This window comes from Kocuria rosea subsp. polaris (assembly GCF_001483755.1).
Lineage (GTDB): Bacteria > Actinomycetota > Actinomycetes > Actinomycetales > Micrococcaceae > Kocuria > Kocuria cellulosilytica.
This window is the reverse complement of sequence record NZ_LQBK01000006.1, coordinates 33,106-46,743: the sequence shown is the minus strand read 5'-3', so window position 1 is coordinate 46,743 and position 13,638 is coordinate 33,106. Positions and strand designations below refer to the sequence as shown.

7 protein-coding genes are annotated in these 13,638 nt (G+C 75.2%); 1 reads left to right on the top strand and 6 read right to left on the bottom strand.

What is annotated here, in order from left to right; all coding sequences use genetic code 11:
* Positions 1-29 precede the first annotated feature (29 nt).
* Complete coding sequence (locus tag AVL61_RS05800; RefSeq protein WP_058873418.1) at positions 30-1,172, top strand: uroporphyrinogen-III synthase; 1,143 nt, start codon at positions 30-32, stop codon at positions 1,170-1,172.
* Here the strand turns inward: AVL61_RS05800 and AVL61_RS05795 are convergent.
* The 6 genes from AVL61_RS05795 to AVL61_RS05770 all read right to left on the bottom strand — a co-directional run bounded on the left by AVL61_RS05795 (position 1,154) and on the right by AVL61_RS05770 (position 13,628).
* A complete protein-coding gene (locus AVL61_RS05795) occupies positions 1,154-2,377 on the bottom strand; it encodes a heparan-alpha-glucosaminide N-acetyltransferase domain-containing protein (RefSeq protein ID WP_058873417.1) in 1,224 nt (407 codons plus the stop codon). The two genes, AVL61_RS05800 and AVL61_RS05795, sit on opposite strands and share 19 nt — an antisense overlap.
* Positions 2,378-2,690: 313 nt before the next feature.
* Positions 2,691-4,292, bottom strand: coding sequence for an FAD-dependent oxidoreductase (locus AVL61_RS05790; RefSeq protein WP_231738289.1), 1,602 nt, complete (start codon positions 4,290-4,292; stop codon positions 2,691-2,693).
* The gene (locus AVL61_RS05785; RefSeq protein WP_058873416.1) at positions 4,289-6,439 is read right to left on the bottom strand and encodes a molybdopterin oxidoreductase family protein; all 2,151 of its coding nucleotides are present in this window, start codon (positions 6,437-6,439) and stop codon (positions 4,289-4,291) included. The genes AVL61_RS05790 and AVL61_RS05785 overlap by 4 nt, the downstream gene beginning before the upstream one ends.
* 40 nt (positions 6,440-6,479) lie before the next feature.
* Entirely contained in the window at positions 6,480-7,883 is a 1,404-nt protein-coding gene (locus AVL61_RS05780) for an MFS transporter (protein ID WP_058873415.1), read from the bottom strand.
* A gap of 395 nt (positions 7,884-8,278) precedes the next feature.
* Entirely contained in the window at positions 8,279-9,499 is a 1,221-nt protein-coding gene (locus AVL61_RS05775) for a heparan-alpha-glucosaminide N-acetyltransferase domain-containing protein (protein ID WP_058873414.1), read from the bottom strand.
* Complete coding sequence (locus AVL61_RS05770) at positions 9,489-13,628, bottom strand: Pls/PosA family non-ribosomal peptide synthetase (RefSeq protein WP_331457103.1); 4,140 nt, start codon at positions 13,626-13,628, stop codon at positions 9,489-9,491. Before AVL61_RS05770 ends, AVL61_RS05775 begins: the two co-directional genes overlap by 11 nt.
* Between the last annotated feature and the right edge of the window lie 10 nt (positions 13,629-13,638).

Genomic DNA, 13,638 nt, shown 5'->3' with positions numbered 1-13,638 from the left:
CGGTCACAGGACCGACCTACGCTCGGGGCATGACCGCTGCCCCCTCCTGCCCCGCGACCGGTGAGCCCGGCGGACCCGGCGCGCTCGGGGAGCTGACCGGCTTCCGCGTCGGCGTGACGGCCCACCGCCGCGCCACGGACTTCATCGCCGCCCTGGAGCGCCGCGGTGCGCAGGTGGTGCACGCGCCCGCCCTGCGGATATCCCCCGTGGCCGAGGACACCCGGGTGGTCGAGGACACCCGCGCCCTGCTCGCCCACCGGCCGGAGATCGTCGTGGTGACCACGGCCTACGGGCTGCGCCGGTGGTTCGAGGCCGCCGACGCCGCGGGCCTCGGCGAGGACCTGCGGGACGCCTTCCGGGCCGCCCGGGTCCTCACCCGCGGGGCGAAGGCCCGGGGCCAGGTGCTCGCCCTCGAGCTCGAGGACGCGGAGGTCTCCGAGGACGAGCGGACCTCCTCGGTGGTCGACCGGCTCGTGGCCGACGGCGTGGCCGGCGCCCGCGTGGCCGTCCAGCTGCACGGGATGGCCGACGAGCTCCAGCTGGAACGCCTCGTGGCCGCCGGGGCGCGGGTGGACACGGTGGCCCCGTACCGGTGGCTCTCCGCCGACGACGGCGAGCGTCTGCCCGCCCTGATCCGCGACGTGTGCGAGCGGCGCCTGGACGTGCTGACCTTCACGGCCGCCCCCGCGGTGGACTCCCTGTTCAGCACCGCCCAGGAGCTGGGCCGCTGGGCGGACCTCGTGGACGCCCTGCGCACCGACGTCACGGCCGCCGCGGTGGGGCCCGTGTGCGCCGGGCCGCTGCGCGAGGCCGGGGTGGAGCCGCTCGTGCCGGAGCGCTACCGGCTGGGAGCCCTGGTCCGGGCGGTGTGCACCCACGCGGTCGAGGAGCGCACCCTGGTGGTGCCCACCCGGCACGGGACGCTGCGGCTGATGAGCACGGGCGCCGCCCTGGAGGACGTGTTCGTCCCGCTCTCCGACGCCCAGGTCGCGGTGCTGCGCGCGCTCGCGGCGCACCCCGGGGCGGTCGTCCCGCGGGGGCTGCTGCTGTCCGCGGTGCCGGGTCTGGAGACCGAGCACGCCCTGGAGATGGTGATCTCCCGGCTGCGGAAGGTCCTGCCCGCGCCCCTGGTCGGGACCGTGATCAAGCGCGGCTACCGGCTGGACCGCTGAGCCACGGCCCTCCGGACCGGCCGGACCGCGGCGCTCATCGCCCGCTCGACCGGGCCCGCCCCGAAGGCCCGCTGCCAGGCGAGGGCGAACAGCACGGAGAGCACCAGGCTCGCGATCAGCCAGAGCACGGGAGCGGTGTAGAACAGCTCGAAGGTCAGGAAGACGAGGTGCGCCGTGTACAGGGTGAGCGTCATCGCCCCGAGGGCGGCCACCGGCTGCAGCCACGCCCCGTGCCGGCGGGCGAGCAGCAGGCACGTCCCGACGACCGCCAGGCTCACCCCGAGGCTCCAGGCCACGGAGAACGGCGTGTTGACGTCCGGGGTGGTGAGCACGAGCCACCACGGCGTGCTGGTCGGCAACGTCCCCGTGGGGCCGTAGACGAGCAGGCTCTCGAGCTGCACCGCGGTGAGGTCCGGGTCGCTGAAGAGCAGGCGCGTGTAGACGTCCCCGGCGTAGAGCAGCTGCCGTGAGACGAGCTTCGCGGTCACCGCGAGCGCCGCGCCCACCACGAGCAGCCGGACCTGGACCTCGCGCCGGCGCAGGTTGAGCCGTCCGATGGCCATCCCCGTCAGCACGTAGGCCAGGTACGGCAGCGCCGGGTAGGTGCCCGTGAGGAGCAGCTGCCCGAGCACCGCGAGCGGTTCGGCGGCCAGGGTGGCGAAGGTCGGGTTGTAGGAGGACCACTCCGGCAGCACGTCGGCCAGGAGGTGCAGCAGCAGCGGACCGGTCACCAGGAAGACCGCCGCACCGATGAACAGGGCCCGCGGCCCGAGCCCCAGGAAGGGCAGGGCCAGCAGGAAGTAGGCGGCGAAGTAGATCAGGATGTTGTAGGCGGGGGGCTCCGGCGGCATGAGCAGGCCGATGAGCAGCCCGAGGAGCAGGAGCAGCAGCGCGCGCACCACGATGCCCGCCCGGGCGGCCGTCATCTCGCGGCCCCGGTAGGGCCGGCGGCCGCCGGAGGTGAACGCCAACCCCGTGCCGGCCAGGAGGGCGAACAGGGCCGGGGAGTCGCCGGGGAACAGGATCCAGCTGACGGTGGGCCGGCCCGTGGCGGCGTAGGACATGGGCAGGATGTGCACGCACATGATGGCGATCAGCGCCAGCCCGCGGGCGGCGTCGATGCCCACCGAGCGCCTGGTCCTCCGCCGCGCGGCACCGCCGGTGCCGGTCGCCGCGGGCAGGTTCTCGGTGGGGCGCTCCCTCATGGATGGTCGTCCTCTTCGTCGGGTCCGGCCCTCGGGATCGGGCGGTGCGGTCGGGCGGTGCGGTGCGGTCGGGTGGTGCTGCGGTGCGGTGCCGTCGGGCTGCACGGTCGTGCTGCATGGCCGGGCAGTGCCGTCGGGCGGTGCCGTCGGGCTGTTCGCTCATGCTGCGGAGCCGGACGGTGCCGTCGGGCCACGGGCGCGACCATCTTCGCACCCCGTGCCGTGCCGGCCAACCGGAACGGGCCGGCGCCGTGTCCACCCTTGTGCGCGCGGGCACACCGGCGCCCCGCCGGTCCCGGCGGCCCCGGGCCCGTCACACGGCCGCGGCGTGCTCCTCGACGAGCCGGCGCACGGCGTCCCCGCAGCCCCCGCACCCGGTCGCGGCGCGGGTGGCGCAGCGGACCTCCTCGAGGGTGGCGGCACCCTGCTCCACGGCCTCGGCGATCCGGCCCCGCGTGACGCCGGCGCAGTGGCAGACCGTGGTCCCCGGCGTCGGCCGGGCCTCCTGCTGCGACCCGGCGTCCGGGCCGTCGGGGCGCAGCAGGACGCTCGGGTCCTCGGGCACGGGCTCGCCGCGGTCGTGGAGCAGCCCGATCCCGGCGGCGGAGCGGGGCAGGCCGAGCACGACGTAGCCGGCCAGGGTGCGGTCGGGCCGCAGCACGAGCTGGGCGTAGCTGCCGGCGGCGCCGTCCGCCCACTGCACCACGCTCCCGCCGTCCGGGCGGGGCTCCCAGGGCGGCCCCCCGACCTCCCCCGCGCAGGCGAGCTCCACCTGACGGGCCTTGAGCCGCACCGCGCCGGCGGGACCGGTGGTCAGGGGCGCGAGCACCGCGGTCCCGCCCTCGGCCACGGCGGCCAGCTCCGCGCGGAAGCGGGCGGCCAGCCACTCCGCCTGCCGCCAGCCCGGACCCACGAGCCCGGACGGGCCCGCGCCCTCCCGGCCGGGGCACTCCCGGCAGGACGGGTCCTGGCACAGCACCTCGGCGCAGTCCCCGATCGCGAACACCCGCTGCTCCACGTCCGCCCCGAGCTCGTGGTCGACCACGATGCCCCGGGCCGTGCGCAGCCCGGCGCCCTCGGCGAGCTCCGTGCGCGCCGTGACCCCGATCGAGAGCAGCAGCAGCTCGCCGGGCACGGTCCGGCCGTCCTCGAGGACGAGCCCGCGGAACGCCCGGTCCCCGTCCAGGAGGACCTCGCGCGCCGGGGTCCCAGAGCGCACCTCCACGCCGGCGTCCGCGAGGGCCCGGCCCAGCAGCGCCCCGCCGGGGGCGTCGAGGGAGCGGGTCAGCACCCAGGGGGCGTGGTGCACCACGGTCACCGGGCAGCCGGCCTCGCTCGCCGCGAGGGCGGCCTCGAGCCCGAGCACGCCCCCGCCCAGCACCACCACGCGGCCGCGGCGCTCGACGACGGTGCGCACGGTCCGGGCGTCGCACAGGTCCCGCAGCGCCGTGACCCCGGCGGGCAGGTGCTCGTAGGCGCCCGGGTCCGGGTTGATCCCGCGCAGCACGGGCAGGTTGGGGCGGGCCCCGGTGGCGAGGACCACGCGGTCGTAGCCGAGCTCCCGGGCGGCACCGCTCCGCCCGTCCGTGAGGCGCAGGACGCGGCGGGAGCGGTCGATCCGGGTCACCCGGGTGCCCAGCAGCACGTCGACGCCCGCCCGGGCGAGGGCCTCCGGGTCGGCCAGGGCCATCGTGGCGAGCTCGGCGCGGCCCACCGCGTGCTCGCCCACGAGCACCCGGTTGTAGGCCGGATCCTGCTCCCCGCCGATCACGGTGAGGCGGATCGTGCCCTCGGCGGCGAGGTCGGTGACGTCGTCGACGAAGCGCGCGGCCACGGGACCGAAGCCGATCACCACCACGTGCTCGTTGGGCCGCATCGGGGCGGCGGCCGAGCGGGAGGAGCGGCGCGGGGTCATCGGACAGCCTCCTCGGGGGCGAGCGCCCGGACGGTGACGGCGGCCGCCTTGAACTCGGGCATGGCCGAGACCGGGTCCACGGCCGCGGCGGACACGAGCCGGTTGGCGGTCTGCTCCCCGGCGTAGTGGAAGGGCAGGAACACCGTGTCGGGGCGGATGTCGCCGCTGAGCGCGGCGCGGGCCACGGCGCGGCCGCGGTCGCTGGTCAGCTCCACCGCGGCGCCGTCGCCGATGCCGAGGGCGGCCGCGGTCGCGGGGTGGATCTGCAGCAGCGCCCCGGGCCGCGCCGCCTGCAGCGAGGGCACGCGGCGGGTCTGGTTCCCGGACTGGTACTGCTCCAGATAACGCCCGGTGACCAGGGTCAGGGTCCCGGGCCGGTGCAGCGGCTCCCGGCGGTGGGCCGGCGGGCTCGGGTCCACAGCCCGGCCGGCGGCGCGCGTCCGCACCGGCACCAGCACGGCGCGCCCGTCCGGGTGGCCGAAGCGGTCGAGGAAGACCCGGGGCGTGCCCGTGGAGCCGGCGGGCTGCGGCCACCAGCATGCCTCGCCGGCGTCCAGGGCGGCCCAGCCGATCCCCGAGTAGTCGGCCCTGCCCCCGGCCGAGGCCCGGCGCAGCTCCTCGAAGACCTCCTCCGGCTCGGGGCTGAACGTCCCCGGGGCGCCGAGCCGGCGGGCCAGCTCGGCCATGATCCACAGCTCGTCCCGGGCCCCGGGCGGCGGGTCGAGCGCGCGGCGGCGGCGCAGCACCCGGCCCTCGAGGTTCGTCATGGTGCCCTCCTCCTCGGCCCACTGCAGCACCGGCAGCACGAGGTCGGCGAGCTCCGCGGTCTCGGAGAAGAAGAAGTCGCAGACCACCAGGAAGTCCAGGGCCTGCAGCCCCCGGACCACGGCGGCCGTGTCCGGGGCCCCGATCACCACGTTGGAGCCGTTGACCCACAGGCAGCGGACGCCGCCCTCGGTGCCGAGGGTGGTCAGCAGCTCCACGGCCGGGATCCCGGGACCGGGCAGGTCGGCCGGGTCCACGCCCCAGACCCCGGCCACGTGGGCGCGGGCGGCGGGGTCCGTGATGCTGCGGTAGCCGGGCAGCTGGTCGGCCTTCTGGCCGTGCTCGCGCCCGCCCTGCCCGTTGCCCTGCCCGGTCAGGGTGCCCCAGCCGGAGCCCGGCCGGCCGGGCAGCCCGAGGAGCAGGGCGAGGTTGATCGCGGCGGTCGCGGTGTCCGTGCCGTCCACGTGCTGCTCCACGCCGCGCCCGGTCAGCACGTAGGTCCCCCGCCGCTCGCGGGCCAGCAGGTGGGCGGCCGCCCGGAGCCGCTGCGCCGGGACCCCGGTGACCTGCTCGACCCGCTCGGGCCACCACGCGCTCACGCTCGGCAGGAAGGCCTCGAGCCCGGTGGTGCGCCGCCGCAGGTACTCCCGGTCAGCCAGGCCCTCGTGCAGCACCACGTGGGCCAGGCCCAGCAGCAGCACGAGGTCGGAGCCGGGGGTGGGCTGCAGGTGCACCCCGCCGTCGTCGTCCGTCATCCGGGCCGTGGCCGAACGGCGGGGGTCGACGACGACGAGGCCGCCGTGCTCCTGCGCGTGCCGCAGGTGCTGGACGAACGGGGGCATGGTCTCGGCGGGGTTCGAGCCCAGCAGCAGCACGGTGTGGGCGTCGTCGAGGTCCGTCACGGGGAACGGCAGGCCCCGGTCCATCCCGAGCGAGCGGTTGGCCGCGGCCGCCGCGGAGGACATGCAGAACCGGCCGTTGTAGTCGATCCGCGAGGTCCCCAGGGCCACCCGCGCGAACTTCCCCAGCTGGTAGGCCTTCTCGTTGGTCAGCGATCCGCCGCCGAACACGCCGGCGCCGTCGGGGCCGTACCGCTCCCGGGCGGCGCGGAACTCCGTGGCCATCCGGTCCAGCGCGGCGTCCCAGGACACCTGCCGGAACACCCCGTCCGCCCCGCGCAGCAGCGGCGCGGTGAGCCGCGCCGGGTCGGCGAGCAGCTCCGCCGACGTCCACCCCTTCCGGCACATCCCGCCCCGGTTGGTGGGGAACTGCCGGGCGGCGACCTCGGGGAAGCCCTGCGCCGCGGCGGTCTCCGACCCCGGGTCCAGGGTCATGGCGCACTGCAGGGCGCAGTACGGGCAGTGGGTGGCCGTGGTGCTCATGCGGGGGCTCCTGGTGTCGTCCGGGCGGGTCGGTGCGGGCTCAGACGTGGCTGTCGCCCATCTCGGTCCCGGGGCGCAGGTAGCAGAACCAGGTCACCACGAGGGCCACCAGGTAGAACGCCACGAAGCCGTAGAACGCCGCGCTGTAGGCGCCCGTGGTGGTGTTGGAGAGGTTCAGGGCCTGCGGGATCAGGAAGCCGCCGTACGCGCCGACCGCCCCGATCAGGCCCAGCGCCGCCGAGGCCTTGCGCTCGGTGGACACCGCGGCGTCCTGCTGCTGCCGCCGCCCCAGCACCCGGTAGATCGAGGGGATCATCCGGTACGTGGAGCCGTTGCCCATGCCGGCCGCGGTGAACAGCAGCAGGAACAGGCCGAGGAACAGCCAGAAGCCGGCCAGGGGCAGGGTGACCACCACGGCGAGCGCGAGCAGCGCCATCACGGCGAACACCGCGACCGTCATCGGCGCGCCGCCGAAGCGGTCCGCGAGCCGCCCGCCCCACGGACGGGAGACCGAGCCCACCAGCGGGCCGAGGAACGCCAGGGACAGCGACGCGGCGCCCACGCCGAGGGACGAGAACTCCGGGAAGGTGTCCGCGATGAGCTTGGGGAACACGCTGGAGAAGCCGATGAAGGACCCGAACGTGCCCACGTAGAGGAAGGACACGACCCAGAAGTGCGGCTCCCGCACCGTGGCCAGGGACCCGGTGACGTCCCCCTTGGCGTGGGAGAGGTTGTGCATGTGCTTCCGGGCGCCCCACGCGGCGAGCAGGATGAACGGCACCCAGATCCACCCGGCGAGCGGGAGGTCCAGGGCCCCGGCGGCGAGGACGGTCACGGCGATCGGGACGAGCAGCTGGGCCACGGCCGTGCCGAGGTTGCCGCCGGCCGCGTTGAGCCCCAGCGCGTACCCCTTCTCCCGCACGGGGTAGAAGTAGGTGATGTTGGCCATCGAGGAGGCGAAGTTGCCGCCGCCGAAGCCGGCGGTGGCCGCCAGCAGCAGCATGACCGCGAACGGGGTGCCCGGGTCGGCGACCGCCAGGGCCAGGCCCACCGTGGGGACCAGCAGCAGCAGGGCGGAGACGACCGTCCAGTTCCGGCCGCCGAACCGTCCCACCATGAACGTGTAGGGGATGCGCAGCGTGGCGCCCACGAGGGACGGGATGGAGATCAGCCAGAAGATCTGCGAGTCGCTGAAGGTGAAGCCCGCCGCCGGCAGGTAGATCACGGTGATGGCCCACAGCTGCCAGACCGCGAAGCCGAGGAACTCCGCGAAGATCGACCACGTGAGGTTGGTGCGCGCGATGGGCCGGCCGGTGGACTCCCAGAACGCGGGGTCCTCGGGGCGGTAGCCGTCCAGCCAGCGGCCGGGCCGCTCGCGCAGGGCCAGGGGCGCCGGTGTGCGGGCCGCGGTGGTGGCCGGGTCGGGATGCAGTTCTGAGCTCACGGGGGACCTCCTGGGCGAGCGGGGCGGAGCACGGCGACTGCGGCGTGCGGTGCTCCCACGCTAGGAACCCCGTGTTTCCGTCCCCGACGGACGGGGTAACGCCCCGGTGCACTTCCCCTCACGCCCCCGCACGGCGGACGTGAGCCCGCCACGCCCCACTCCCCCAGCCGCGCGCCGAGTCCCCCGTCCCCGGTGTCCTCGTGCGCCGAGTCCCCCATCAGCCGCGCCCCCGCGCGCCGAATCCCCAACCACCTGCGGCCCCGCGCGGCGAGTCCCCAAGCCGGTGGCAATCCCCCACGAATCCGCGTGGGGAAACGCCACCAGGTTGGGGACTCGGCGGCAAGGGGCAGGGAGGGGCAGAGAGGGGCAGCACAGGCCAGGGCCCTGTCAGGGCCTCAGCGCTCGGCCACCTTCCGGGCGACGGCCTTCGAGGTGCGGGCCACCAGCTTCTCGAGCGGGCCCTGGCCCACGGCGCGCTGCCAGGCCACGGCGAGCAGCCCGAACACGGCCACCTGCATCCAGAACCAGAAGCCCGGGTGGAGCTCGTAGACCATCGTGGCCAGGAACAGCAGGTGCAGGGTGTAGAGCGTGAACGTCATGGACCCGGCGGCCGCCAGCGGGGTGAGCGCCTTGCCGATCAGCCGGGCCAGGAGCAGGAACGCCCCCAGCGCGAACGCGGCCATGCCGAGGCTCAGCAGCAGCGCCACGGGCGTGTTGCTGTGCGGGGCGGGCACCATGAGCCACCACAGCGTGGTGGTCGGCAGGGACGGGTCCGGGCCGAAGACGAGGATCTCGTCGATCTGCTCCTCGGACAGCCACGGGGTGGCCGCCCAGATCCGGTCGTAGACCCCGAAAGCCAGCAGCGCCGCCATGGACACCGTCCAGGAGAGCAGGGCCAGGGCCGCGCCGGCGCCCACGAGCCACAGCTGCACCCGCCGGCTCGTGAGGTTCATCCGTCCCAGGGCGATGCCCGCGCACAGGTAGGCCATGTACGGCAGGGCCGGGTAGGTGCCGGTCAGCAGCAGCTGGGAGAGCACGGTGACCGGCTCCGTGACGAGGTTCCACAGGGTGGGGTTGTCGTGCACGTGGGCGGGCAGGACGTCCAGGGACCACTGCATCAGGAACGGGGCCAGCACGGTGAACGCCGCCGCGCTGATCAGCAGGTGCCGGATGCGCAGGCCCAGGAACGGGATGGCGAGCAGGAAGAACATCCCGTAGTAGATGAGGATGTTGTTCACCGGCGGGGCGACGAAGCCCACGAGGAACCCGACGAGGGCGATCACCGCGGCGCGGCCCACCAGCCCCGCCCGGTCCCCGGCCAGGCGCCGGCCCGTGTGCGGGGTGCGGCCGCCGGAGAGGAACGCGAGGCTCACCCCGGCGAGGGTCGCGAAGAGAGCGGCCGAGTGCCCCGCGAACAGGGACCAGCTCAGGGAGGCGCGCTCGTTCTCCGCGTCCCAGTAGGGCAGGGTGTGCACGGCGACCATCCCGAGCAGGGCGAAGCCCCGGGCGGCGTCCACGCCGACCAGACGACGCCGGGTGCGCTTGCCGGAGGCGCCGGGAACGTTGAGCACCGCGGTGCCCCCGCCACGCGTGGCGGCCGCGTGCTCAGCGCTCACGGGTCGTCCCTCCGGCGGACTCGGCCCCGACGTCGGACGCGAGCCCCGCGGCGGACGCGGTCGCGGGTACGGTCCCGGCGCCGGGAGTGGTGCCGGCGGCGTCGGTGTGCAGCGGGCGGATCGGGTTGCCGCCCCAGGTGCTGCCGGCGGGCACGGTCTCCTGGGCCATGACCAGGGAGCCGGGGCCCACCGTGGCGCCGGCCTCCACGGTGCTGCCGGGCAGGACGAAGCTGTTGGGACCCAGGGTGGAGCCCGCCTCCATCGACACCGGCTGCAGCCGCATGATCCGGTCGTGGAACAGGTGGGTCTGGAGCACGGTCCCGCGGTTGACGGACACGCCCCGGCCCAGGTGCACGAGGTCGAACTCGGGCAGCCACCAGGTCTCGCACCACACGCCGCGCTCGATCTTCGCGCCCATGAGCCGGGCCCAGGCGTTGAACACCGGGGAGCCGACGGCCAGCCGGATCAGGCCGGGCACGGCCAGGGACTCCGCGAAGGTGTCGGCGAGCTCGTTGCGCCACACGAAGGAGCTGAACAGCGGGCGCTCGCCCTCGCGGAAGCGGCCCATCAGGGCCCACTTGACCAGCACGGGGACCAGCGCGGCCAGCACGCCGGCGGCGAGCACCACGGGCGTGGCCCACAGCAGCGCCGCGACGATCCCGTCGAGGCCTCCCCCGGACTCCATGTAGATCGTGGTGAGGACGAAGACGATCGCGAGGTCCAGCCAGGCGGTGACCATGAACGGCACGGCGCGCAGCGACTCGACGAGCGTGCGGGCCACGACCAGCCGGCGGCGCGGCCGGTAGGTGACGGCCTCGTCGGCGGCGTCGGTGACCCGGCTGATCGGCTCGGGCATCCGGCCCAGCCAGGAGGTGCCGCGCCCGGCGTCGGCCGGGGCGGAGGAGAGCACGGCGACCAGGGAGTCCTCGGGGACGTCCCGATCCGGTCCCACGATCGCGGAGTTGCCCACGAAGGAGCGCTCCCCCACGGTCGAGGGGCCCACGTGGATCCAGCCGAAGCCGACCCGGGCGGAGCTGACCATCGAGTGGTCGGCCATGAAGGAGCCGGACTCGAAGGTGGTCAGGTGCGGGAGGGTCTCCACGGTGGAGATCTCCACCTGGTCGCCCACGCGGGCGCCGAGCAGCCGCAGGAAGAACGGCGTGGCGATGGAGGCGTAGACCGGGTAGGTGGAGACGAGGCTCTTCTGCAGCAGCACGCCGGTGAGCCACACGGCCCAGCCCACGGTCCCGTCGGCGGGGTGGTGGCCCGGACGGATCAGCAGGGCGAGCGCGCGCACGATCAGCACGAGCAGGGCCAGGTAGACGAGGACGGTGAGCACGGCGAAGACGGGCACCCACAGGGCCATGACGGGGAAGACGAGCTCGTAGAGCTCGATCCCCCGGACCTGGGTGTAGACGATCAGCGCGCCGGGGACCACGGCCAGCACGGGCAGGATCCCCACCGTGCCGAGGCCCAGCGCGTACAGCAGCCCGGTCAGGAAGCGGTTGCCGCGGACCGGGGCCCACTCGAGCCAGGACTCCCCGGCGGGGCCGAGGTCCACGAGCGGGGAGCCGCCCTGCAGCCGGCCGGCGGGGACGGTGCCGGTGACGTGGGAGCCGGGGTCGACCTCCGCGCCGGCCTCGACCACGGCGCCCGGGCTCAGGAGCGTGCGGGTGCCGATCCGGGTGTTCTCGCCGACGGTCACGCCGCCGAGGTGGAGGACGTCGCCCTCGAGCCAGTAGCCGGAGAGGTCCACCTCGTGCTCCACGGCCGCGCCGTCGCCGATGCGGGCCATGCCGCTCACGGGAGGCATCGTGTCGAGGTGGGTGTGGCGTCCCACCTGGTTGCCGAGCAGCCGGAAGAACAGCACCATCACGGGGGTGCCCATGAGGGGCTCGAACTTGTTGAAGATCAGGACCCGCTCGGCCATCCAGACCCGCAGGTGGGTCCAGGAGCCGCGGGCGTGCGCGCCGGGGCGCAGCCGGAAGGTCAGCAGCCGGATGAACAGCGCGGTGAGCACGAGCCGGCCGGGCAGGGCGAAGAGCACGAGCCAGCCGGCCACCAGCGGCAGCAGCGGCGGGTTCGGGACCCAGGCCGCGCCCAGCAGGTTGGCGAGCAGCCAGACGACGATCGCCGCGCCCACCACGTAGCGCAGCCCGGAGACGGCGTAGAGGGCGGTGAGGAAGGGGATCTGCACCAGGCCGTTCCAGCGCGGGACGTCGGTCACCGTGCGGGCGCGCGCGGCGTCCTGGGCGACGACGTCGACGCGGGCCAGCGTGGTCAGGTACTCGTGCATCCCGGCGAGCGTGGGGTTGCGGTAGATCTCGGCGATCTCGGCGTCCGGGTAGCTGCGCCGGAGCTCGGAGACGAGCTTGGCCACCGCCACGGAGGTGCCGCCGAGGACGAAGAAGTCGCTGTCCTCGTCGATGGGCAGGGGGCCGAGCTGGTCCGCCCACAGGGCGGCGAGCCACTCGAGCTCGGCGTCGACCCGCGAGGCCTCCGCGGCGGCGCCGGCGGAGGGCAGCGGCCAGGGCAGGGCCTTGCGGTCCACCTTGCCGGAGGTCTTCAGGGGCAGCTCGTCCATCAGCGTCAGCGCGGGCACCATCTGGCCCGGCAGGCGGTCGGCGAGCAGCCGGCGGGCCTCGGCGAGGTCCACGGAGCCCGGGCCCTCGGCCACGAGGTAGCCCACGAGGACCTGGTTGCCGGCCGGGGTGGTGTGCACGGCGGCGGCGCCGGCCTGCACGCCGGGCAGCCGGGTCATCTGCTCGTCGATCTCGCCCATCTCCACGCGCCGGCCGGAGATCTTGACCTGGTCGTCGGCGCGGCCCACGAAGACGATGCCCTCGGGGTCGGCGCGCACGAGGTCGCCGGAGCGGTAGGCCCGCTCCCAGCCGAGGGAGTCCATGGGGGCGAACTTCTCGGCGTCCTTGGCGGGGTCCAGGTAGCGGCCCAGTCCCACGCCGCCGATGATCAGCTCGCCCTCCTCGCCCCAGCGCACGGGATTGCCGGCGGTGTCGACGATCGCCAGCTCCCACCCGGGCAGCGGCAGGCCGATGCGCACGGGCGGCTCGCCGGTGAGCACGGCCCCGGTCGCGATGACCGTGGCCTCGGTGGGGCCGTAGGTGTTCCAGACCTCGCGGCCGGGGTGCACCAGGCGGGCGGCGAGCTCGTTGGGGCACGCCTCCCCGCCGAAGATGAGCAGGCGGATGCGGCTCAGCGCCTCGGCCGGCCACATCGACGCGAGCGTCGGCACCGTGGAGACGGCGGTGATGTCCCGCTCGACGAGCCACGGGCCGAGGTCGGTGCCCGAGCGCACGACCGCGCGCGGGGCGGGGACCAGGGCGGCGCCGGAGCGCCAGGCCAGCCACATCTCCTCGCACGAGGCGTCGAAGGCCACCGAGAGCCCCGCCATCACGCGGTCGCCGGGGCCCAGCGGGCGCCGGGGCAGGTAGAGCTCGGCCTCGGCGTCCACGAGGGCGGCCGCCGAGCGGTGGCTGATGGCCACGCCCTTGGGCTTGCCGGTGGACCCGGAGGTGAAGATGATCCAGGCGTCGTCGCCCGTGCCGGGCTGCCGGCAGTCCGCGCCGGCGCGGACCTCGGCGCGCGGCCGGAGGGTCAGGCCCGCGCCGAAGACGGCGCACACCCCGGCCTCCTCCCAGACCGTGCTCGCGCGCTCGTCGGGGTCGTCGTAGTCGACGGGGACGTAGGCGGCGCCGGCGAAGATGGTGCCGAGGACGGCCACGTAGAGGTCCACGGTCCCGGAGGGCACGCGGATGCCCACGCGGTCCCCGCGGCCGATGTCGAGGTCCCACAGGCGCTGGGCCTGGGCCTCGACGCGCTCGAGGAACTCGGCGTAGCTGAGCACGGTGGTCCCGTCGTCGACGGCCACGGCATCCGGGTGGCGCGAGACGGTGTCCATGACGATGTCCACGAGCGTGCGCGGCGCCGGCGCGGAGGAGACGGGGAAGACGGCGCGGCCCGGGACCTGCGGCATGGGCTGCGTGTGCAGGGCGCGGTCGAGGACGTCACCGTCCTCCGGCCGGTCCTGCTCCGGGTACCGGTCCTCGAGCAGGTGCCGCCCGCCTCCCTGGCGGGTCGAGCCGCTGCGCGTGCTTGGGCGCACTGTCATTGAATCCCCC